Here is a 22,768-nt window from a genome sequence, read left to right on the forward strand (position 1 = left end):
GTCACTCTTTCTCCATATTCAGCGGAAAATGACAGGCGTAGAGATGATTCTTCGCCCCGGTCAGACGCGGGGTTTCAATGCATTCTCGTTGAGCATACGGGCAACGCGGCCCCAGACGACAACCTATCGGTAATTGTTCCAGCAGCGGGATTGCCCCTGGCATGGTATTCAGGCGGCTTTTATGCGGCATGGCGCTGCCAAAATCCGGTATCGCGCGGATGAGCGCCTGAGTATAAGGGTGGTGAGGCGTCGCCACCAGATCCTTACTGGGCGCAGTTTCAACCGTCTGCCCGCAATACAGAACGTTGATTTTGTCTGCCCACTGGCTGAGCATTTGCAGGTCATGGCTGATCAGCAAAATAGTGGTATTGCTGTTCTGGTTCAGGCGCGTCAGCAGGCGGAAAATCTGCGCCTGGGTGGTGGGTTCCATCGCGTTGGTCGGTTCGTCGGCAATCAGCAAGCGCGGCTGATTGGCGAGCGCAATGGCGATCATGACTTTCTGACATTCGCCATCCGTCAGCTCATACGGAAAACTGCGCATCGCGTCTTTGTGATCTTTAATGCCGACCCGGTGCAACAGTTCAATGGCACGGCGTTTTCGCCAGCCAATACGCTGCCACCAGCGACCTTTATAGGTCCAGGCGGGAATATTCTGCATCAGTTGACGGCCAATGCGCTCCGAAGGATCAAGGCACGACTGCGGTTCCTGAAAGATCATCGACACGTTATGGCCGACCAGTTTGCGGCGCTCGCGTGCGGAAAGACGCAGCAGGTCGATATCGTCAAAGCGCATACGGTCGGCGGTGACGCGCCAGTTGTCTTTCGCCACACCGCAAATGGCTTTCGCAATCAGGCTTTTCCCGGAGCCGGATTCGCCGACCAGTCCACGAATTTCCCCTTCATTTAACGTCATACTGACCCGATCTACGGCTTTAACCCAGTCTTCGCCGGTTTTAAATTCAATGGTCAGGTTACGGATATCCAGTAACGGCATTATTCCACCCCCGCGATAATCGCGCGCCGGATGCCGTCGCCGAGCAGGTTCACCAGCAGAACGCTGATCATAATTGCCGCGCCAGGTAACATCACCGTCCACGGCGCAACATATATCAGCTCCAGCGCGTCGCCGAGCATGGCGCCCCATTCAGGAGAGGGGAGTTGCGCGCCGAGGTCGAGAAAACCGAGCGCGGCGATATCGAGGATCGCCATCGACAACGCGCGGGTGATTTCGGTAATCAGACCGGCGGTAATATTGGGCAGAATGGCGAACCAGAGAATATTGAGCGTGGTGGCGCCATCTAGACGCGCGGCGATTACATACTCTTTTTCCAGCTCGTCATGCACCATGCTGTAGACCGAACGCACCATACGCGGCAGCAGTGCGAGCCAGACGGCAAACATTGCGTGACTCAGATGCGGCCCGGCAAAGGCAACAACGATAATCGCTAACAGCAACGACGGAATAGAGAGCAGGGTGTCCAGAATATGGTTGAGTACGGCGGAGCGTAAGCCGTGCGTAGCCCCGGCGACAACGCCCAGAATCAGGCCGCACAGCGTTGCCGCCAGCGTGACGATAAACGCGCCGCCGACGGTGGGCGCCGCGCCGCTCAGCAGGCGACTTAAAACGTCACGCCCCAGATCGTCCGTGCCCAGAAAAAACGAGACTTCGCCATAGCGCGACCAGGACGGCGGCAACAACTGGTAGCCGAGGAACTGCTGATCGATGCCGTAGGGAGCAAACCAACTGCCAAAAATACACAGCACCACCAGACCTGCGCAGCCGTAAAGACCGACCATCGCAGAAGCGTCGCCATAAAATTTGCGCCAGGCAGTGCGCAGCGTTCCCGGTGGGCGCTTTTCGCTGTACACACTATCGTAAGGCATACCATTCCTTATGTTTCAGAGGGTTAGCCATAGCACCCAAAATATCAGAGATCACGTTGACGATAATCACCAGCGAACCAACCACCATTACGCCTGCGGAAATAGCGGCGTAGTCCTGCTGGCGGATAGCGTTGATCAACCAGCGTCCCAGCCCCGGCCAGCTAAAGACCATCTCGGTGATCATCGCCAGCGTCAGCATGGTGGAAAACTGCAAGCCGAGACGCGGGATCACCGGCGGCAGCGCGTTGTGCAGCACATGCCGACGCAGAATCGTCAGCCGTGACAGACCGCGCGTCGCCGCTGCCTTCACGTAATTCTGGTCATACACTTCAATAGTGCTGATGCGCATCAGACGAATCACTTCCGTGGTGGGGGCGACGGCCAGCGTCAGCACCGGCAATACCATGTGGCGTACTGCGCTCATCACCATCTCATCGCGCCAGGGCGAGTCGGAAATCCAGGCATCAATAATGGCGAAACCGGTGACCGGCTTCACTTCGTAAAGCAGATCAAAACGACCTGATACCGGCAGCCAGCCGAGCGTGAGCGAGAAAAACAGCGTCAACAGCAGCGCCAGCCAGAAGACCGGAATCGAAAATCCCACTAAAGCGAGGGCGCTGATGAAACGGTCTGGCCATTTATTCCGCGTTACGCCTGCCAGCATCCCCACCGGGATCCCGACCATCAGGGCAAAGCCGAAAGCGAGAATGCACAGCTCCATCGTGGCGGGAAAAACCTCTTTGAGCTGTTCAGAGATCAACTGGCCGTTAATGCTGGAAACACCAAAATCCCAGTGGATCAGGCTGTTAAACCAGAAAACCCAGGCGTTCCACAACGATGCGCCCTGTAATGGCGCATGGGGCGTGAAATAGCTCAGGCTAAAGCCGATAAAGGTCAGAAAGAACAGCGTGACCAACAGCAGCAGAAACCGACGCAGGGTGAAAATAATCATGGTTTTTTCACCTCATCTTCTTTTTCCCGCGAAACACCGGCAAACGAGGCGTTACCAAAGGGACTTAAAACCAGCCCTTTAATATCATAGCGATAAGCCTGTAAACGCAGCGAGGAGGCGAGCGGCAGTATCGGCAGCTCTTTTGCCAGAATATTTTGCGCTTCATCATACGCGTCAATACGCGCCGCAAGCTGCTGGGACGAGAGTGCTTTTCGCAGAATGCCGTCAAACTCAGGATGGCACCAGTGTGCAAAGTTGGTCTGTGAGTTAATGGCGGCGCAGCTCAGCAACGGCCTGAAGAAGCTGTCTGGATCGTTACTGTCGGTTGCCCAACCGGACAACGTCAGATCATGGTTCATGTCCATCAACCGCGCCTCCTGGAAACGACCTTCTACCGGAACAATCACCACTTTTACGCCGACCTGCGCCATATCCGCCTGGATCAGCTCGGCGGTTTTCAGCGGGCTGGGGTTCCAGGCCTGGGAACTGGTCGGCACCCACAGCTGTAGCGTTAAGTTTTCCAGCCCCAGCGCTTTCAACTGCTCGCGGGATTTAGCCGGATTGTATTCTGTAATTTTAGCCTCGTTGTCATAGGCCCACGAGGCGCGCGGCAAAATAGAGGCGGCGGTTTCCGCTGTACCGTAGTAGATCGACTGCATCAGCCGCTGGTTGTTGATCGACAACGCCAGCGCATGGCGTACGGCGGGATTATTCAGCGGCGGCTTATCGGTATTAAAGGCCAGGTAGGCGATGTTCATACCGGGGCGCAGCGTCAAACGCAGGCGCGGATCGTCGCGCAGAATCGTGAGCTGACTGGCGGCAGGCCAGGCCAGCACATCGCATTCGCCGGTGAGCAATTTCGATAAACGGCCTGTGCCGCCGGAGCCCAAGTCAACCACCACCTGCGGCATCAGCGGTTTACCACGCCAGAATCCCTCATGACGTTGCAGACGAATATATTGTCCGGCGCGATATTCCGAGAGCTGGAACGGGCCGGTGCCGACCGGCTGGCGGTCAATCAGTTCCGGGTGATCCTGCTTTGTCAGCTGCGCCGCATATTCCGCTGACATGACTGACGCATAGTGCGTCGCCAGATGCCATAAGAAGGAGGCGTCTGGTTGGGTCAGGCGAAATTCGACAATATTGTTGTCCAGCTTACGCACGCTCTGGACGTTATCGGCAAACTGCAAACTGTCGAAATAGGGAAAGCTGCCGCCGTTAACGTTATGCCAGGGATGTTTGCGATCAAAAATGCGCTCGAAGGTAAACACCACGTCATCCGCGTTCAGCTTGCGGGTAGGGGTGAACCAGGCGGTCTTCTGGAAAGAGACGTTGCGACGCAGGTGGAAACGGTAGGTCGCGCCGTTGTCCAGCACTTCCCAGCTTTCTGCCAGTTCCGGCACCAGACGATAAGTATAAGGGTCCACATCCAGCAGTCTGTCATACAGCTGGGCGGCAAGCGTATCAACGATCAGGCCACTGCTCGCTTTTTGTGGATTGAAGGTGTTGACCTGCCCACTGACGCAATAGACAAAGCCGCTGTCGCGAATATCAGCATGCATAGTCGGTTCAGGCGCAGCCGCAGCCTGACCACTCAGGAGTCCAGCCATCACGATCAGAGACGATAAAACCAGGCGCATAATTTTTAAGGGATTATGTATAAAGATGCTATCTTACTAATATTTAATGACATTTGCCATTGCCGTTTGTGTTTAGGGGCATAATGGGGGCAGTAGTGATGGTAATCGGGCGTTTAACATTGCAACCTGATCAGCGTTCATACCAGCTATCCACTTCGAATATACCTCATAAACCATCTTAGCATTTTCATGGCCCATCTGACTCGCAATAAACGAAGGGTTAGCCCCGGTGGACAATAGCCAGCAGGCGTAAGTATGGCGCGACTGATAGGGTGGGCGCCTCCTGATGCCGGATCGTTTCACTGCTCGTTTCCAACTGCTTGCGATGGAACCCCGCGAAAAATAAGTGCTCCCATCCTTTGACTGTTTTCCTGGAACAAACACGAATCTGAGGCTTTGTTGTTCAGTGTGTCCATGCTCTCTATGATTGAAAACGATATCTGTCTTTTCCATATGCCCGGTAAGCCAAAGCAGCAGAGTACGCTGCAACAGTTGCAGTCAGAAAAGCCGCTGCGGATAAAGATGCTGCTCTACCGTCGTATAGCCAGTACAATACTGTGACGAATTTCGGCTCAGGTAAAAACGGGGCTGAACTGGCTGGCATTGACGTAATAATTAATGCGGCAAAAACTTAAAGATGAACAGGGGGAGGGAATCCTCCCCTATGTGTATTAATAGTTGTTATTCGCTCGACTGTTTTTTCTAACAAGTCGAAAGGTTATGATAATGAATAAACTATTCAGCAAGGCTGTAGTCAATAGAGTGAATAATGAATAGTAAATATCCCACTTCTCAATATCAATAAACCCATATTTATTTGACAGCCATGTGAACAATTGTTGCTCTGGTACTACCGCAAAAAATGCAATAAAAATGCAAGCATACGATAATAAATAAATATGCCATAACACTGTAAATTTTAAAGTATTCATCAGTACACCTGCACCGTGCCGAACGCGACGAGGTGCGTCCCGTTTATTCTAAATGTCGGCTGTCTTAAAATGGCTTCTCTCAATATGTTGTAATGAGTAGTGCTGACGAACGTTATACAGCCGTTGCTTACTCCTTTGTATCCCGCGGGATGCAGTCTGAAATTCCCTCTCTTTACTTCCTCGACGAACGTATAATCATCAATATTCGAGTCTTCACGATATAACGCGAACCAGTTGAAATAATTCGAGCCAGACGCTACCGAATATGCCACGTTTTTGATGAAATGCACCGCGCCGCTACCCGGTCTGGCGACAATATAGTATTTACCGGGTGGAAGCGGCCCCTTCTCCGGAACGCCGGTTTTGTCCGGATTGTTTCTGTTCTCACCCGCGTTTCCAGAGTAAGCCGGAAAGAATCCCACGCCAGGGCAGCTCAGCGTCGACAGCTGTCCGCTATTGAGATGAAATGTGCAGCGGATCATCTGTCTTTCCATTCATCAGAAAAGATGATGTTGCCGTCGCAGTGCTTCCAGGTGATTTTCTCGTATCGTAGCGCAACGCTTTCGAGATGGTTATGCTTCTCGGTGGCAGGGGTCTTCACGTCGTGCATCATCGGGCGAATCGAGACGACTTTGACGTTCTCTAGCAGCATGTTGATGTATTCCACCTCCTGCCCGGCGTCATTAATGCGGTACCATTTGAACTTCGCACTTTTCAATGTCTGACCCTTTGCCACTGCTTTGTACAGATATGGGCTTGAGCTGTCGAACTCCTTTTCAAATACAAGAGCGCTATGTACGCGTGTGCCGGTGATCTTCCCTGTCATATTATCGGTCGGCAGATGTAGTCCATGACCGAACCCCAAAACCTCAATACTTCCTTCGCGATCTTGTACATCAACAGCGCTTTTGATATCTGCGCCGCCATCATCTTTCAGCCAAAGATATGCCGGGATTGCCATTTCAAAACTCCTTTTTTTATTAACGGTTCATATGCTAGAAACGTTAATAAACCCCTAATTATTAAGATTATTAGGCAAAATGTGTTATGCAAAATCTATATATTTCAGTTGGTTATTGATGAGGTTTGCAATATTGATTTTTTCAATTATCCGCATTGAACCGAATGGACGCAGAACTGTCACTACTCAGGCATTCTTGAGCGAGTTGGGAAAAGTGAACTGGAACTGGTCTCTGGGACAGGCCAACACCTGGATAGAAACGTATGTGACGACGTTCAAGGATGTTACTGACCACGAAGGCAAAGATCGTACTTTCCAGCTTTTCAATCCGAACGGAGGGCTATGAGATGGGTTTCCCTTCACCAGCTACCGATTACGTTGAGTGCGCGCTCTCACCTGCAGTTCTATGCAATATAGGGGCGGAAAGCAGAGTGCTTGAAACTGACGTCGGGTTTGCTGTCATTGAGCCTGCAACCAGAAAGACACCAGGTGACGTGCTGCTGATCCTATTCGATGGAAACACTCAGTTTGCAAAGCTTATGGGGGAGGTGCTTATCACAGACGATGGCGAAGCGATCGAAGGTACTGCTCTGGCTGAAGTTGAGGTGTTGGGACGTGTAACGTTTTTCATTAACCGTGCAACTGAAGATGATATCCCTGTCTAAAAAGCGGTGCGCACCGAAACTTTATGATTTTAAACACGAACATCATGAAGCAAGATCAGGAGCCGGTAAAACTGGGTGTTTCGAAACTGGAAGGAGCTACGCAAAGTGGGATTTTTGGGGGCAAATTTGGGGGCGAAAATTGCCTGGGGACAGGTTTTGGGGCAGTAAAATGACCAGTAATGACTCACATTGTCTTAATGGTGATTGTTCTAACTAATTGTTTATTTTATAAATTATTGATTCGCAAGAGAGATTTAAAATGCGCAAATAATTTTTAAGGTTTTTAGATTCGATCTGCAAAGTGTATCGCACTTCGGCCCGCCAGGTAAAAATGACTGCGGACAACTGGCGGAAATGTACACAATTGCGATGAAGGAATCGTCATACTGGTTGAATAAACACCAAAGGAAATGCCCGTTCAGTTAAGTTACGGGCTTTGATACATGATTACTTCAGGCTTACGTTTCGCAATATTTTCTGGCCTGCGACAGATTGTACTTTCCAGGTACCGTTTTCTTTCACCATGCAGTCTATTACGGTGTGTTTCTGTTCAGCGCCGAAAGAGACATAAACCTGTGTACATACGGGATCTAAGTCTGATGAGACGATCTCTATTTGCTGCCAGTCATCGTCAAAATCCTGGGCTTTGATGAACATATCAGAATCGGGTACATCTTCGGAGCTTGGGTCTGCTGTATTTGAGGCCTTTAACGCAGCAATGGTGTTTGCTGTAACGTAGGGCTGGAGTCCCTCATAATCAGCCAGTGGATTTTTCTCCTGTATTAGCTGGGATATGTACCAGCGATTAAATGTTAAAGCTGTAGCTTCGGGTCCGCCGGGAGACAACGCCGCAAAAGCAGAAGAGCTGATTAACAAGCCAGCCAGGCTCGCACCCATCATAGCGTGTCTGCGTGCGTATTCTACGGCTGCGTGTTTATCCCAATTCATGGCATTTCCCTTGTATGCAAAATCGTTGGGTATAACATTACGCTGGAAATTCAATCACCTTTGTAATTATTTTTATTATGTTATTAACCAATATCGAAATTAATTATAAAGAAAACCTAATTAATTCACTTAACATATTACCCCCACAGAATGAGAACAACTGTCCCGGGCATGAGCGCTAAATCTGATGTTTTTTGAGCAATGCGCGCAACTGGTGGTAGGTCAGACCCAGCAATTCTGCTGCCCGTTTTTGATTAAATTTCGCCTGTTGCAGGCTGATTTGCAGAAAGTCTTTCTCCTGCTGTTGCTGAAATTCGCGTAAATCCAGCGGCAATGATGGCGCAGAAACGGGCGTTTCCGGCGGCGTCGGTTCGGGAATGTCACGCTTAAATGGGTCGATGATAATTTCATCTAACGGATAATCGCTGCTGCCATGCCGATAAACCGAACGCTCAACCACGTTTTTCAGCTCACGAATATTTCCCGGCCAGCGGTACTGAAGCAGGGTTTCTCTCGCCCGCGCGGTAAAACCCGGGAAGAGGGGCAGATGAATCTCACGGCACATCTGAATGGCAAAGTGTTCGGCCATTAACATGATGTCGCTTTGACGCTGGCGTAAAGGGGGAAGCTGTACGACGTCGAAAGCGAGCCGGTCCAGCAGATCGGCGCGAAATGTCCCTTCGCTCACCATTTGCGGCAAATCGGCATTTGTCGCACAGACCAGACGCACATTAACCTGCAACGGCTGGCTGCCGCCGACGCGCTCCAGCTCGCCGTATTCGATCACCCGCAGCAGTTTTTCCTGAACCAGCATGGGAGCGGTCGCCAGCTCATCCAAAAAGAGCGTACCGCCATCGGCGCGTTCAAAGCGCCCGGGATGACGTTTTTGCGCTCCGGTAAATGCGCCTGCTTCATGACCAAATAACTCGGAGTCGAGCAGGTTTTCATTGAGCGCGGCGCAGTTAAGGGAGATGAACGGCCCTTGCCAGCGCGTTGAGAGAAAATGCAGCCGGTTGGCGATCAGCTCTTTCCCTGTTCCGCGTTCGCCAATGATAAGCACGGGTTTATCCAGCGGCGCCAGATGGGAAACCTGCTCCAGCACTTCAAGAAAGCTGTTGGCTTCGCCGAGAAGGTTATCTTTGTATTCTGCCATGATGAGATTCACCACTTGTTAGTGTTATTCACCACTTTAGCCTATTTCTCTCGTGAGGTAAAATCGTACATTGTTTTAATAATCAATATATTAAAAAGTTGGCACGCAGATTGTATTAACCCTGTAGCAGGGCATAGCCCGATATCAGAACATACCGTGTGAGGATTGAATTATGGGTATTTTTTCTCGTTTTGCCGACATCGTGAACGCCAACATTAATGCGCTGCTGGAAAAAGCGGAAGATCCGCAAAAGCTGGTGCGCCTGATGATTCAGGAAATGGAAGATACGCTGGTGGAAGTCCGTTCTAATTCCGCGCGCGCGCTGGCAGAAAAGAAACAGTTATCCCGTCGCATTGAGCAGGCCGCCGCGCAACAGGCGGAGTGGCAGGAGAAAGCCGAGCTGGCGTTGCGTAAAGATAAAGAGGATCTGGCGCGCGCCGCGCTGATTGAGAAACAAAAACTGACGGATTTGATCGCCACCCTCGATCAGGAAGCGACACTGGTTGACGACACGCTGGTGCGGATGAAGAAAGAGATTGGCGAGCTGGAAAATAAACTCAGTGAAACCCGTGCCCGTCAGCAGGCATTGACGTTGCGCCACCAGGCGGCAAGCTCTTCCCGTGATGTCCGCCGTCAACTGGACAGCGGCAAACTGGATGAGGCTATGGCGCGTTTTGAATCGTTTGAACGCCGTATCGATCAGATGGAGGCGGAAGCGGAAAGCCAAAACTTTGGCAAGCAGAGAACCCTGGATCAGCAGTTTGCCGATCTGAAAGCAGATGATGAAATCAGCGAACAACTGGCGCAGTTGAAAGCCAAAATGAAGCAAGATAACCAATAATAATACCTGGCGGCGCCCGAACGCGCCGCCGCTCATCACCTGTAAGGAGCACTCATGAGCGCGTTATTTCTGGCCATACCGTTAACCATTTTCGTGCTGTTCGTGTTACCGATTTGGTTATGGCTGCATTACAGCAACCGTTCCGGTCGGGGCGAACTGTCGCAAAGCGAACAGCAACGTTTAATGCAGCTAACCGACGAAGCGCAACGCATGCGCGAGCGTATTCAGGCGCTGGAAGCCATTCTTGACGCCGAACATCCGAACTGGAGGGATCGCTAATGGGAGGAATTAACCTGAACAAGAAATTATGGCGTATGCCGCAGCAGGGGATGGTGCGAGGGGTGTGTGCCGGTATCGCGCAGTACCTTGATGTACCGGTGAAACTGGTGCGTATCCTGGTGGTGTTGTCGATCTTCTTTGGTCTGGCATTTTTCACCCTGGTGGCTTATATCATTCTCTCTTTTGTACTGGACCCGATGCCGGACAGCATGGCAACGGGCGAGCAACAGCCTTCCAGCGGTGAACTGTTAGATGCGGTGGATCGTGAACTGGCCGCAGGCGAAAAACGTTTACGCGAAATGGAGCGCTATGTGACCTCTGATACCTTCACGTTACGCAGCCGCTTCCGTCAATTGTAAGAGGACAGAGATGAATACTCGCTGGCAACGCGCCGGGCAAAAGGTGAAGCCGGGCTTTAAACTTGCAGGGAAGCTGGTTCTCCTGACCGCGTTACGCTACGGTCCCGCAGGCGTAGCGGGGTGGGCGGTGAAATCCGTGGCCCGGCGTCCGCTGAAGATGTTGCTGGCGTTGGCGCTTGAGCCTTTACTGAGCCGGGCAGCGGCTAAATTATCCCGGCGTTATACCGGAAATCATCCCTGACTACGATTCTGTGTACGCAGAGTAACACTTCGATTACATATTCCCCGGTAATTTGCGGCAGCTCACAAATACGATTTTTGGGCTGCCAAAATTCTTTTTTACCCCCCCTCTAAACCCGCTCGCCTGATTGACAGCTTATTTTTCACGGAGTAGTCTCTTCTTTCATGGGACCGCTACCACGGAAAACAAAAGTGAGCCAAAAAATCCAGAAATACCTGCTTGAAGTCTATGGGGAAACATTTTCGCAACGCCACTACGACGTACTGGAAAGGCGTATTGAAAAATCACGTTCATTAATTAAAAAACAGCGTAAGTTGCATTGGGATGAAAGTGATGTTGTGCTTATTACCTATGCCGACCAATTTCACTGTGAGACGTCAAAACCGCTTCCCGCATTTAATCAGTTCTTCCGTAAACGGCTAAGCGCGAGTTTTTCTCATGTCCATCTGTTACCTTTTTATCCATGGTCATCTGATGATGGATTTTCGGTCATTGATTATCACCAGGTGGCGCAGGAAACAGGGGAGTGGAAAGATATCGGTGAACTGAATCAAACAAGTCAATTAATGTTTGATTTTGTCTGCAATCATATGTCTGCCAAAAGTGAATGGTTTAAAAACTATTTACAGCAAAAGCCGGGCTATGAGCATTTCTTTATTGAAATGGACCCTTCGACAGACCTGAGTGCAGTGACGCGTCCGCGCGCATTACCGTTACTGACGCCTTTTACATTGCACGATGGCACCGTCCGTCATTTATGGACGACATTCAGTGATGATCAGATTGACCTGAATTATGCTTGCCCTGACGTGCTGCTGGCGATGGTTGATGTTTTACTGACCTACCTCGAACAAGGGGCGGACTATATTCGTCTGGACGCCGTCGGGTTTATGTGGAAAGCACCGGGTACAACGTGTATTCACCTGGAAAAAACGCACCAGTTAATCAAGCTGCTCCGGGCTATTGCTGATGAGGTGGCACCGGGGACCATCATCATTACTGAGACCAACGTTCCGCATCAGGATAACATTTCCTATCTGGGTAATGGCTATGATGAAGCGCACATGGTCTACCAGTTTTCTCTTCCGCCGCTGGTATTGCATGCCGTGCAACGCCAGGATACGCGTGCGTTGTGCGACTGGGCGAAAACGCTGTCGCTGCCATCCTCGAAAACGACCTGGTTTAACTTTCTGGCTTCCCATGACGGAATAGGCCTGAATCCATTACGCGGTATTTTGCCGGAAGAGGAAATACTGCAATTAGTTGAAGCGTTGCAGCAGGAAGGGGCGTTAGTCAACTGGAAAAACAACCCGGACGGGAGTCGAAGCCCTTACGAAATCAATGTTACTTATATGGATGCGCTCAGCAAGCGCGACAGTAGTGATGATGAGAGACTCGCCCGGTTTATTTTAGCGCATGCCATATTATTGAGTTTCCCTGGCGTACCTGCGGTATATATTCAAAGTATTCTGGGCTCTCGTAATGACTATGATGGTGTGGAACAACTGGGGTATAACCGCGCTATTAATCGTAAAAAATATGATCTGGCAACAATTGAAGCGGCTTTAAACGATGACGACACGCTAAGACATAACGTCTTTCAGACATTATCAAAGCTTATTATTATACGTCGTCATAATAATGCCTTTCATCCGAACAGCGCTTTTGAAATAGAGAGTCTCACATCAGAAGTTATGCGAGTGACGCGTACAACAAAAGATGGCGAAGCCATTACTGCATTGTTTAATGTGAGCGATCAAATTCAAACTATGAATATTTGTTGCTCGGGTGGTTATGACTTAATTAGTGAAACTTATATCACCGGGGAAACATTAATGCTGCACCCATGGCAGGTTATGTGGATTAAAAAATAATAAGGAACATCTAATGCTTAAATCTAACGTTGTGCTGTTATCAGCACTGGTTTCCTGCGCCCTGATTTCAGGGTGCAAAGATGACAAACAATCTCATGTCTCCATTGAATTTATGCATTCGTCGGTGGAACAGGAGCGTCAGGCCGTTATTACAAAACTGATTACGCGTTTTGAAAAAGAAAATCCTGGAATCACCGTGAAACAGGTTCCTGTTGAGGAAGATGCCTATAACACCAAAGTGATCACGCTGGCGCGCAGCGGCTCGCTGCCGGAGGTTATTGAGACCAGCCATGATTACGCCAAAGTGATGGATAAAGAGCAACTGATCGACCGTGATGCTGTTGCGGATGTTATTCAGAACGTGGGTGAAAGCGCGTTTTATGACGGTGTGCTGCGCATTGTGCGTACTGAAGATAGCGCGGCGTGGACCGGCGTTCCGGTAAGTGCCTGGATTGGCGGAATCTGGTATCGCAAAGATGTTCTGGCGAAAGCCGGGCTGGAAGAGCCAAAAAACTGGCAGCAATTGCTGACCGTCGCGCAAAAACTCAACGATCCCGCCAGTAAGAAATACGGTATTGCGCTACCGACGGCGGAGAGCGTGCTGACTGAACAGTCTTTCTCGCAGTTTGCGTTGTCAAATCAGGCCAACGTCTTTGATGCACAAGGAAAAATAACCCTTGATACGCCAGAGATGGCGCAGGCGCTGGAATATTATCGTGCGCTGGCGGCAAATACGATGCCGGGTTCTAACGACATCATGGAAGTGAAAGACGCTTTCATGAACGGGACTGCACCAATGGCGATTTATTCCACCTATATCCTCCCGGCCGTCATTAAAGAAGGCGAACCGCAGAACGTGGGGTTTGTCGTTCCGACGGAAAAAACCTCTGCCGTCTATGGCATGTTGACTTCGCTGACCATCACCAGCGGACAGAAAGCGGAAGAGACGGAGGCGGCCGAGAAATTTGTCACCTTTATGGAGCAGGCGGACAACATTGCGGACTGGGTGATGATGTCTCCGGGAGCGGCACTGCCGGTCAACAAAGCCGTGGTGAACACGCCCGTGTGGAAGGAAAACGATGTGATCAACGCGCTTGGCGATCTGCCTTATCAGTTGATTGCAAAACTGCCTAATATCCAGGTGTTTGGCGCGGTGGGCGACAAGAACTTTACCCGTATGGGCGACGTGACGGGCTCTGGCGTGGTGAGTTCGCTGGTGCATAACGTGACGGTGGGTAACGCCAGCCTGTCTTCGGCCCTTAAGGAAAGCCAGAAAAAGCTGGATACCCTTGTTGAACAGCGCTAATGCGGAAAGAGGAAAGCAGTTATGACCAGGCTTTTTTCCGGTCGTTCCGATATGCCATTCGCGATGTTGCTGCTGGCGCCCAGTTTATTACTGCTGGGCGGTCTGGTGGCATGGCCGATGATATCGAATATCGAAATCAGTTTTTTGCGTTTGCCGCTTAATCCGCGAATTGCCTCAACGTTCGTGGGGTTTAGCAACTACATTAACATTCTCTCCGATCCTGGGTTCTGGCACGCGCTGTGGATGACGATCTGGTATACCGCGCTGGTTGTGGCCGGTAGTACCGCACTGGGGCTGGGCGTCGCGATGTTCTTTAACCGGGAGTTTCGCCTGCGTAAAACGGCACGTTCGCTGGTGATCCTCTCTTATGTGACGCCGTCTATCTCGCTGGTGTTCGCCTGGAAGTACATGTTCAACAACGGCTACGGCATTGTGAACTACCTCGGCGTGGATCTGCTGCATCTCTACGATCATGCGCCGCTGTGGTTCGACAATCCGGGCAGTAGTTTCGCGCTGGTGGTGTTGTTTGCGATCTGGCGTTACTTCCCGTATGCGTTCATTTCATTCCTGGCGATCTTACAGACTATCGATAAATCGCTGTATGAAGCAGCCGAAATGGATGGCGCGAATGCCTGGCAGCGATTTCGCATCGTAACGCTGCCCGCCATCATGCCGGTGCTGGCGACGGTCGTGACCTTACGCACCATCTGGATGTTCTACATGTTCGCCGATGTTTATCTGTTGACGACGAAGGTCGATATTCTCGGAGTGTATCTCTACAAAACAGCATTTGCATTTAATGACTTAGGTAAAGCAGCCGCCATTTCCGTGGTGCTCTTCATCATTATTTTTGCCGTCATCTTGCTGACCAGAAAACGGGTGAATCTCAATGGCAACAAATAAACGCAAACTTGAGCGTGTCGGCTTTTACTGTGGCCTGATCGTCTTTCTTCTCATCACGCTGTTTCCTTTCTTTGTGATGCTGATGACCTCGTTTAAAAGCGCGAAAGAGGCGATTTCACTGCATCCGACCCTTTTCCCGCAGCACTGGACGCTGGAACACTATATCGACATTTTTAATCCGCTGATTTTCCCGTTTGTCGATTATTTCCGTAACAGCATGGTGGTGTCGGTAGTGTCATCCGTTGTGGCCGTATTTTTGGGCACGCTTGGCGCGTACGCGCTGTCACGTCTGCGCTTTAAAGGTCGCATGACCATTAATGCCAGCTTTTACACCGTGTACATGTTTTCCGGCATTTTGCTGGTGGTGCCGTTGTTCAAAATCATCACTGCGTTAGGCGTTTATGACACCGAAATGGCGCTCATTATCACGATGGTCACTCAGACGCTGCCGACCGCGGTGTTCATGCTGAAAAGCTACTTCGACACCATCCCGGATGAGATTGAAGAGGCCGCCATGATGGATGGCTTGAACCGTCTGCAAATTATTTTCCGCATTACCGTTCCGCTGGCGATGTCTGGCCTGGTCTCGGTGTTTGTCTACTGCTTTATGGTGGCCTGGAATGACTATCTGTTTGCGTCGATTTTCCTCTCCAGCGCCAGCAATTTCACCCTTCCGGTAGGGCTGAATACGCTGTTTAGCACGCCGGATTATATCTGGGGACGCATGATGGCGGCGTCGCTGGTAACGGCATTACCTGTCGTCATTATGTATGCGCTTTCCGAACGTTTTATTAAGAGTGGTTTGACCGCTGGTGGCGTGAAGGGCTAAGGCGGCCAGTTTAATTAAGGAGTTGTAAATGAAAAAGTTAGTTGCCACCGAACCGCGCGTTGCGGCGCTTGTGGAGTATGAAGATCGCGCGATTTTAGCCAACGAAGTGAAAATCCGCGTTCTGTTTGGCGCGCCGAAGCATGGTACTGAGGTGGTTGATTTCCGCGCTGCCAGCCCGTTCATTGATGAAGATTTTGATGCGCAATGGCAGATGTTTATGCCACGCCCGGAAGGCGCGCCGCGCGGTATCGAATTCGGTAAGTTCCAGCTCGGTAACATGGTGGTGGGCGACATTATCGAATGCGGCAGTGACGTGACGGACTATGCCGTGGGCGATCGCGTATGTGGTTATGGTCCGCTTTCTGAGACGGTCATCATCAACGCCGTTAATAACTATAAGCTGCGCAAAATGCCGGAAGGGTGTTCCTGGAAAAACGCAGTCTGCTATGACCCGGCACAATTCGCGATGAGCGGCGTGCGTGACGCGAATGTGCGCGTGGGTGACTTTGTCGTGATTGTCGGGCTGGGCGCGATTGGTCAGATTGCGGTGCAACTGGCGAAAAAAGCGGGAGCGTCAGTGGTTATCGGCGTAGACCCGATCGCTCACCGCTGCGATATTGCGCGTCGTCATGGCGCGGATTATTGCCTGAACCCGGTCGGCACGGATGTCGGTATGGAAATTAAAAAACTGACCGGGAAACAGGGCGCTGATGTGATCATCGAAACCTGTGGTTATGCTGACGCGTTACAGTCGGCGCTGCGCGGGCTGGCCTACGGCGGCACTATCTCCTATGTGGCTTTCGCTAAACCGTTTGCGGCGGGATTCAATCTCGGGCGTGAAGCGCACTTCAATAACGCCAAAATCGTTTTCGCTCGTGCCTGTAGTGAGCCGAACCCTGATTACCCGCGCTGGAACCGTAAGCGTATTGAAGAAACCTGCTGGGAATTGCTGATGAATGGTTATCTCGATTGCGAAGAGATTATCGACCCCATCGTAACGTTTGCCAACAGCCCGGAAAGCTATATGGAGTTTGTCGACAAGCACCCGGAAAAGAGCATCAAAATGGGCGTGACGTTTTAATTCTAAGGGAATGAATACTATGAAAATTGGAACTCAGAATCAGGCTTTCTTTCCAGAAAATATTCTGGATAAATTTCGCTATATCAAAGAGATGGGGTTTGACGGGTTTGAGATCGACGGCAAATTGCTGGTCAATAACCTTGATGACGTCAAAGCGGCGATTAAAGAAACGGGTCTGCCTGTTACCACAGCCTGCGGTGGTTACGACGGCTGGATTGGCGATTTTATTGAAGAGCGCCGTCTGAACGGCCTGAAACAAATTGAACGCATTCTTGAAGCGCTGGCGGAAGTGGGCGGCAAAGGCATTATCGTGCCGGCCGCGTGGGGAATGTTTACCTTCCGTTTGCCGCCAATGGCCTCGCCGCGCAGCCTGGAAGGCGATCGCAAAGCGGTGAGCGACTCGCTGCGTTTCCTTGACAACGTGGCTGAGCGCACTGGAACGGTGGTGTACCTGGAACCGCTTAACCGCTACCAGGATCACATGATCAATACGCTTGCCGACGCTCGTCGCTATATCGTCGAAAACGATCTCAAACATGTAGAGATTATCGGTGATTTTTATCACATGAACATCGAAGAAGACGATATGGCGAAGGCGCTGCATGACAACCGGGATCTGCTCGGCCATGTGCATATTGCCGACAACCACCGCTATCAGCCGGGAACCGGCACCCTGAATTTCGGCGCGCTGTTTGAGCAGTTGCGGCAGGACAATTATCAGGGGTATGTGGTGTATGAAGGGCGGGTACGCGCAGATAATCTGCCGGAAGCCTACCGTCAGTCATTGGCCTGGTTGCGTACCTGCTAAGAGGGTTCCCGTGAAAAGTGCAATGACAAGCGCGCCGTTGCGTGTCGCCATCATTGGCGCCGGGCAGGTGGCGGATAAAGTTCATGCTTCGTACTACTGCACCCGCGAGGATCTGGAACTGGTGGCTGTCTGTGACAGCCGCCTGTCCCAGGCGCAAGCGTTGGCAGATAAATACGGTAATGCACAGGTCTGGGATGACCCAGAGAAGATGCTGCGCGACGCTCAGCCGGATATCGTCAGCGTCTGTTCGCCAAATCGTTTTCATTACGAACACACCATGCTGGCCCTGGAAGCCGGTTGTCATGTGATGTGCGAGAAGCCTCCCGCCATGACGCCAGAACAGGCGCTGGAGATGTGCAAAACCGCGCGACGAATGGGAAAGGTGTTGGCCTACGATTTTCATCATCGCTTTGCGCTGGACACGCAATTGTTGCGTGAACAGGTTGTGGCTGGCGTGCTGGGTGAAATCTATGTCACCAATGCCAGAGCCTTGCGCCGCTGCGGAGTGCCCGGCTGGGGTGTATTCACCAACAAAGCTTTGCAGGGCGGGGGGCCGTTGACCGATATCGGCGTGCATATGCTGGATGCGGCAATGTATGTCTTAGGGTTCCCGGCGGTTAAACGGGTTTGCGCACACAGCTTTCAAAAAATCGGCACCTGCAAAAACAGCGGGCAGTTTGGTGAATGGGACCCGGCAACGTACACCGTTGAAGATGCGTTGTTCGGCACAATCGAATTTCACAATGGCGGCATCTTGCGGCTGGAAACCTCCTTTGCGCTCAACATTCCAGAGCAGTCGGTCATGAACGTGAATTTTTGCGGTGATAAGGCCGGAGCAACGCTTTTCCCGGCACAGGTTTACACCGACCAGGAGGGGAAGCTGGCGGTCCTGTTTCAGCGTGACGTTGCGGATGATCACCGCCATTTTCGGAGTATGGAGGCTTTTGTCAATCATGTGAAAGGGGAGCCGGTGACGATCGCCGATGCAGAACAAGGTTTTGTCATTCAACAACTTGTGGCTGCGTTGTATCACTCTGCTGAAACAGGAACCTGCGTGGAATTATGATGAAGCCTGTAATGTTAACAGACCCGTTTTTTTGCCTGCACAGCCTGAATAAATATGCCTCACTTATGGCGTCAGGTAATGGTTATATGGGGATCCGCGCAAGCCACGAAGAAGCGTATACAGTACAGACTCGCGGCATGTTTCTGGCGGGTCTCTATCATCAGGCTGGCAAGGGAGAGATTAATGAACTGGTCAATCTCCCCGATGTGGTTGGCGTAGAGATAACGCTGAATGGCGATATTTTCTCCCTGCTGAGCGGCACAATTGAAAGCTGGCGGCGCGATGTGGATTTTGCCACCGGAGAGTTGCGCCGTTCGCTGATATGGCGCTCGCCTGGCGGCATGCGCTTTGCGATCGAAAGCCGCCGTTTTGCATCCGCAGAAAAGTTACCGCTGTTTGCGATGGAAATGACTATTACGCCGTTGGACGCCGACGCCACGCTTTCTCTCTCGACCGGCATTGACGCGACGATAACTAACCATGGCCGTCAGCATCTGGACGAAACACAGGTCAGAGTGTTCGGACAGCACCTTTTGCAGGGGGTCTATACGACTCAGGATGGCCGCAACGATATTTCCATTTCCGCTTTCTGCCACGTGAAAGGCGATGCGCAACGTTGCTTTACGGCAAAAGATCGCCGCCTGATGCAGCACAACAGTTTGTGTGTAAAAGCGGGCCAGCGTATCACGCTGGAGAAATTGGTCTGGATTGAGTGGACATCTGAACGGAATACCTCGCCAGAAACCTGGGGGAGTCAGGCCCTTCGTCAACTGGAAGCCTGTGCTGAGCAGGGGTACGACGCGCTAAGAGCAGAAACCGCCGCTAACTGGCATCGCTGGTGGCAGCGTCGCCGTGTTCAGGTCAACAGCGTGGCGCCTGGCGATCAGCGCGCGTTGGATTTCGCGCTCTATCACTTACGCATCATGACGCCGGTTCATGATGAGCGCAGCAGCATCGCGGCAAAAGGATTAACCGGAGAAGGTTACAAGGGCCACGTATTCTGGGATACCGAGGTTTTCCTGCTGCCGTTTCATCTGTTTACCGAGCCAGACACTGCCAGAGGCCTGTTACGTTACCGTTGGCATAATCTGCCCGGCGCGCGTGAGAAAGCGAGACGTAACGGCTGGCAAGGCGCGTTGTTTCCATGGGAAAGCGCGCGTAGCGGTGAGGAAGAGACGCCGGAGTTTGCAGCGATCAACATCCGTACTGGCCTGCGGCAAAAAGTGGCGTCGGCATTAGCGGAACACCATCTTGTCGCCGATATTGCCTGGGCTGTTATCGGCTACTGGCAAGCCACGGGCGACATGAGTTTTATGGCGCGTGAAGGCATGGCGCTGCTGCTGGAAACCGCCAAATTCTGGATAAGTCGTGCGGTTGACGTGAACGGACGTCTGGAGATTCATGACGTTATTGGCCCAGATGAGTACACCGAGCACGTTAATAACAATGCCTTCACCAACTACATGGCCTGGTACAACGTGGAGCAGGCGCTGCGTTTTGCGCGTGCGCAGGGTTGTGCTGACGACACGTTTATTTATCGTGCGGAATACTTTTTGCAGAAACTTTGGCGGCCTGACATTCAGCAGGATGGCATTTTGCCGCAGGATGATGCGTTTCTCAGCAAACCGGTTATCGATTTAGCGAAATATAAAGCCAATGCGGGCAAGCAGACGATACTGCTTGATTATTCACGCGCTGAAGTTAATGAGATGCAAATTCTCAAGCAGGCGGACGTGGTAATGCTGATGTATATGCTGCCGGATCTGTTTACGCCGCAGACATGCCTGGCGAACCTGCGCTTTTATGAGGCGCGCACGATTCATGACTCCTCTCTGAGTAAAGCGATCCACGGTATCGTGGCGGCGCGCTGTAAAGATCCAGCAATGGGGTATCAGTTCTGGCGCGATGGGGGGCAAATCGATCTTGGCGACGATCCGCACAGTTGCGATGACGGTATTCATGCCGCAGCGACAGGGGCTATCTGGCTGGGCGCGATACAAGGATTTGCAGGGTTAAGCGTGCGCCATGGCGAACTGCATCTGCATCCGGCGCTCCCGGCGCAGTGGAAACGCCTCGCTTTTCCGTTGCAGTGGCAGGGCAGAGAACTGTTTATCACCATGGATGCAGATAACATCAGCATCACCAGCATCGGCCCCGTCGATGTGTGGATTTGCAACCGCAAGGTTACTGTCGACGGTGAGCGGTCATTCAAATGCAGTGACGTTATTTTACCTGTTAATGGGACCGCTACCAGGGAGGGGAAATGAAACCTCAGGCCATCATTTTTGATTTAGACGGCGTGATTACTGATACCGCGCACCTGCATTTTCTGGCGTGGAAACAGATAGCCGATGAGACGGGGATCGTGATTGATGAGGCGTTCAATGAACGTTTGAAAGGCATTAGCCGTAATGAATCGTTGTGTCGCATTTTGCAGCATGGCGGTAAAGAAGGGGTGTTTACCGATGCTGAATGTTTGCAGCTAGCTGCGCGTAAAAATGCTCTGTACGTTCACGCTCTGCGCCAGTTAACGACCGACTCTGTCCTGCCCGGTATTCGGGCGTTATTGACCTCGCTGCATGAATTACAGATTCCGGTAGGGCTGGCATCCGTCTCTCTCAATGCCCCTGCAATCTTACAGGCGCTGGAGATTGCTGACTTTTTTGATTTTTGTGCAGACGCAGCGCACATATCCCGCTCGAAACCGGATCCTGAGATTTTTCTTGCCGCCTGCAACGGTCTTGGGGTGAGGCCTGATGCGTGCATCGGTATTGAAGATGCACAGGCGGGTATTGATGCCATCAATGCCTGCGGTATGCATTCTGTCGGTATCGGTCCGGGGTTAACCGGCGCGGAGTTACATCTTCCTTCAACGGAATTTCTGACGTGGCCGTGCTTATCGGCTTTCTGGCTAAACGCAAAGTAAAGGAATCAATATGGCACAGCTTTCATTGCAACATATCCAAAAAATATACGATAACCAAGTGCATGTGGTTAAAGACTTTAACCTGGAGATTGAAGATAAAGAGTTCATCGTTTTTGTCGGTCCGTCGGGCTGCGGCAAATCCACCACGCTACGCATGATTGCGGGGCTGGAAGAGATCAGCGCCGGTGAATTATTGATCGACGGTAAGCGGATGAATGATGTACCGGCAAAAGCGCGCAATATTGCCATGGTCTTTCAGAATTACGCCTTATATCCGCACATGACCGTTTACGACAACATGGCGTTTGGGCTGAAAATGCAAAAGATGGTCCCGGGCATTATTGATGAACGCGTGAACTGGGCGGCGCAAATTCTTGGATTGCGGGATTACCTGAAACGCAAACCGGGCGCGCTTTCCGGCGGACAGCGTCAGCGTGTTGCGCTTGGGCGCGCCATCGTTCGTGAAGCGGGTGTGTTCCTGATGGATGAACCGCTGTCTAACCTGGATGCAAAATTACGTGTCCAGATGCGCGCAGAGATCAGTAAGCTGCACCAGAAGCTGAATACCACCATGATTTACGTTACGCACGATCAGACTGAAGCCATGACGATGGCAACGCGAATCGTCATTATGAAAGATGGCATTGTTCAGCAGGTCGGTGCGCCTAAGATGGTATATAACCATCCGGCCAATATGTTTGTCGCAGGATTTATTGGTTCTCCTGCAATGAACTTTATTCGTGGTGCAATTGATGGCGATAAATTCGTTACCGAAACGCTGAAATTAACAATCCCGGATGACAAGCTGAACGCGTTAATAAAACAAGGCCACGAGCATAAAGCGGTGGTAATGGGGATTCGCCCGGAGGATATCCATCCTGAAAAACAGGATGGTAATAGCATAACGGCGCGTATTAGCGTGGCTGAATTAACCGGTGCGGAATTTATGCTTTATACCACCGTTGGGGGGCACGAGCTGGTCGTCCGTGCCGGGGCGATTAACGATTATTCTGCGGGAGAAAATATCACCATACATTTTGATATGGCGAAATGCCATTTCTTTGATGCTGAAACCGAACTGGCTATTCAATAAATAATTCCTCCGGGGGAATTATCCCCC

At 51.4% G+C, this 22,768-nt stretch carries 24 protein-coding genes and 1 pseudogene; 16 read left to right on the forward strand and 9 right to left on the reverse strand.

The features are described from left to right. Nucleotide 1 precedes the first annotated feature (1 nt). The 7 genes and pseudogenes from sapD to OGX80_RS21160 form a co-directional block, all read right to left on the reverse strand. Complete coding sequence (gene sapD, locus OGX80_RS21130) at nucleotides 2-994, reverse strand: peptide ABC transporter ATP-binding protein SapD (RefSeq protein WP_012132257.1); 993 nt, start codon at nucleotides 992-994, stop codon at nucleotides 2-4. Next, nucleotides 994-1,884 carry a peptide ABC transporter permease SapC gene (gene sapC, locus OGX80_RS21135; protein ID WP_012132258.1) on the reverse strand — a complete coding sequence of 297 codons (891 nt, stop codon included), beginning with the start codon at nucleotides 1,882-1,884 and terminating at the stop codon, nucleotides 994-996. The genes sapD and sapC overlap by 1 nt, the downstream gene beginning before the upstream one ends. Further along, a complete protein-coding gene (gene sapB / locus OGX80_RS21140) occupies nucleotides 1,871-2,836 on the reverse strand; it encodes a peptide ABC transporter permease SapB (RefSeq protein ID WP_047463560.1) in 966 nt (321 codons plus the stop codon). The genes sapC and sapB overlap by 14 nt, the downstream gene beginning before the upstream one ends. Then, on the reverse strand, nucleotides 2,833-4,476 hold the full coding sequence (sapA, locus tag OGX80_RS21145) for an ABC transporter substrate-binding protein SapA (protein ID WP_115181595.1): 1,644 nt from the start codon (nucleotides 4,474-4,476) through the stop codon (nucleotides 2,833-2,835). The genes sapB and sapA overlap by 4 nt, the downstream gene beginning before the upstream one ends. A 72-nt stretch (nucleotides 4,477-4,548) precedes the next feature. Then, nucleotides 4,549-4,941, reverse strand: a pseudogene (locus OGX80_RS21150) (tyrosine-type recombinase/integrase); the annotation flags it as partial. 466 nt (nucleotides 4,942-5,407) lie between these two features. Continuing rightward, nucleotides 5,408-5,890 carry a DUF2778 domain-containing protein gene (locus OGX80_RS21155; RefSeq protein ID WP_115181596.1) on the reverse strand — a complete coding sequence of 161 codons (483 nt, stop codon included), beginning with the start codon at nucleotides 5,888-5,890 and terminating at the stop codon, nucleotides 5,408-5,410. Beyond that, the gene (locus OGX80_RS21160) at nucleotides 5,887-6,369 is read right to left on the reverse strand and encodes an Hcp family type VI secretion system effector (protein WP_115181597.1); all 483 of its coding nucleotides are present in this window, start codon (nucleotides 6,367-6,369) and stop codon (nucleotides 5,887-5,889) included. The genes OGX80_RS21155 and OGX80_RS21160 overlap by 4 nt, the downstream gene beginning before the upstream one ends. A gap of 118 nt (nucleotides 6,370-6,487) precedes the next feature. Here OGX80_RS21160 and OGX80_RS21165 point away from each other — a divergent pair, with 118 nt between their 5' ends. Beyond that, entirely contained in the window at nucleotides 6,488-6,715 is a 228-nt protein-coding gene (locus tag OGX80_RS21165) for a DNA polymerase V (RefSeq protein ID WP_081353206.1), read from the forward strand. Between the two features lie 85 nt (nucleotides 6,716-6,800). Further along, nucleotides 6,801-7,034 (forward strand): hypothetical protein, encoded by a 234-nt coding sequence (locus tag OGX80_RS21170; RefSeq protein ID WP_369701094.1) that lies wholly within the window; start codon nucleotides 6,801-6,803, stop codon nucleotides 7,032-7,034. A 447-nt stretch (nucleotides 7,035-7,481) separates the two neighbouring features. Here the strand turns inward: OGX80_RS21170 and OGX80_RS21175 are convergent, their stop codons facing one another. Beyond that, nucleotides 7,482-7,982, reverse strand: coding sequence for a DUF3828 domain-containing protein (locus OGX80_RS21175; RefSeq protein WP_233644105.1), 501 nt, complete (start codon nucleotides 7,980-7,982; stop codon nucleotides 7,482-7,484). A gap of 178 nt (nucleotides 7,983-8,160) precedes the next feature. Then, entirely contained in the window at nucleotides 8,161-9,135 is a 975-nt protein-coding gene (gene pspF, locus OGX80_RS21180; RefSeq protein ID WP_012132264.1) for a phage shock protein operon transcriptional activator, read from the reverse strand. Nucleotides 9,136-9,307: 172 nt separating this feature from the next. Between pspF and pspA the strand changes: the two genes are divergently transcribed. The 14 genes from pspA (at nucleotide 9,308) to OGX80_RS21250 (ending at nucleotide 22,741) form a co-directional block, all read left to right on the forward strand. After that, nucleotides 9,308-9,976, forward strand: coding sequence for a phage shock protein PspA (pspA, locus tag OGX80_RS21185; RefSeq protein WP_115181598.1), 669 nt, complete (start codon nucleotides 9,308-9,310; stop codon nucleotides 9,974-9,976). Nucleotides 9,977-10,030: 54 nt separating this feature from the next. Next, nucleotides 10,031-10,255, forward strand: coding sequence for an envelope stress response membrane protein PspB (gene pspB, locus OGX80_RS21190; protein ID WP_012132266.1), 225 nt, complete (start codon nucleotides 10,031-10,033; stop codon nucleotides 10,253-10,255). Continuing rightward, nucleotides 10,255-10,614, forward strand: coding sequence for an envelope stress response membrane protein PspC (gene pspC / locus OGX80_RS21195; RefSeq protein WP_012132267.1), 360 nt, complete (start codon nucleotides 10,255-10,257; stop codon nucleotides 10,612-10,614). The genes pspB and pspC overlap by 1 nt, the downstream gene beginning before the upstream one ends. Nucleotides 10,615-10,624: 10 nt before the next feature. Continuing rightward, nucleotides 10,625-10,855, forward strand: a complete 231-nt coding sequence (gene pspD / locus OGX80_RS21200) for a phage shock protein PspD (protein WP_071258391.1) — start codon at nucleotides 10,625-10,627, stop codon at nucleotides 10,853-10,855. A gap of 164 nt (nucleotides 10,856-11,019) precedes the next feature. Then, on the forward strand, nucleotides 11,020-12,729 hold the full coding sequence (locus OGX80_RS21205; RefSeq protein WP_115181599.1) for a sugar phosphorylase: 1,710 nt from the start codon (nucleotides 11,020-11,022) through the stop codon (nucleotides 12,727-12,729). A gap of 13 nt (nucleotides 12,730-12,742) precedes the next feature. Then, nucleotides 12,743-14,035 (forward strand): ABC transporter substrate-binding protein, encoded by a 1,293-nt coding sequence (locus OGX80_RS21210; protein ID WP_071258387.1) that lies wholly within the window; start codon nucleotides 12,743-12,745, stop codon nucleotides 14,033-14,035. Nucleotides 14,036-14,056: 21 nt separating this feature from the next. Further along, a complete protein-coding gene (locus tag OGX80_RS21215) occupies nucleotides 14,057-14,938 on the forward strand; it encodes a carbohydrate ABC transporter permease (RefSeq protein WP_110494216.1) in 882 nt (293 codons plus the stop codon). After that, the gene (locus OGX80_RS21220; protein WP_115181600.1) at nucleotides 14,925-15,767 is read left to right on the forward strand and encodes a carbohydrate ABC transporter permease; all 843 of its coding nucleotides are present in this window, start codon (nucleotides 14,925-14,927) and stop codon (nucleotides 15,765-15,767) included. Before OGX80_RS21215 ends, OGX80_RS21220 begins: the two co-directional genes overlap by 14 nt. A 28-nt stretch (nucleotides 15,768-15,795) precedes the next feature. Beyond that, complete coding sequence (ycjQ, locus tag OGX80_RS21225) at nucleotides 15,796-16,848, forward strand: D-guloside 3-dehydrogenase (RefSeq protein ID WP_071258382.1); 1,053 nt, start codon at nucleotides 15,796-15,798, stop codon at nucleotides 16,846-16,848. A gap of 19 nt (nucleotides 16,849-16,867) precedes the next feature. After that, the gene (ycjR, locus tag OGX80_RS21230; RefSeq protein ID WP_115181601.1) at nucleotides 16,868-17,656 is read left to right on the forward strand and encodes a 3-dehydro-D-guloside 4-epimerase; all 789 of its coding nucleotides are present in this window, start codon (nucleotides 16,868-16,870) and stop codon (nucleotides 17,654-17,656) included. Between the two features lie 10 nt (nucleotides 17,657-17,666). Then, the gene (gene ycjS / locus OGX80_RS21235; RefSeq protein ID WP_115181602.1) at nucleotides 17,667-18,722 is read left to right on the forward strand and encodes a D-glucoside 3-dehydrogenase; all 1,056 of its coding nucleotides are present in this window, start codon (nucleotides 17,667-17,669) and stop codon (nucleotides 18,720-18,722) included. After that, complete coding sequence (locus OGX80_RS21240) at nucleotides 18,719-20,989, forward strand: glycoside hydrolase family 65 protein (protein WP_233644106.1); 2,271 nt, start codon at nucleotides 18,719-18,721, stop codon at nucleotides 20,987-20,989. The genes ycjS and OGX80_RS21240 overlap by 4 nt, the downstream gene beginning before the upstream one ends. Beyond that, nucleotides 20,986-21,648, forward strand: coding sequence for a beta-phosphoglucomutase (gene pgmB / locus OGX80_RS21245; RefSeq protein WP_071258378.1), 663 nt, complete (start codon nucleotides 20,986-20,988; stop codon nucleotides 21,646-21,648). The genes OGX80_RS21240 and pgmB overlap by 4 nt, the downstream gene beginning before the upstream one ends. 10 nt (nucleotides 21,649-21,658) lie before the next feature. Beyond that, entirely contained in the window at nucleotides 21,659-22,741 is a 1,083-nt protein-coding gene (locus tag OGX80_RS21250) for an ABC transporter ATP-binding protein (RefSeq protein WP_115181603.1), read from the forward strand. Nucleotides 22,742-22,768 lie beyond the last annotated feature (27 nt).

Origin of the sequence: Citrobacter sp. CK194 (assembly GCF_030333395.1) — a bacterium.
GTDB classification, from domain to species: domain Bacteria; phylum Pseudomonadota; class Gammaproteobacteria; order Enterobacterales; family Enterobacteriaceae; genus Citrobacter_B; species Citrobacter_B koseri.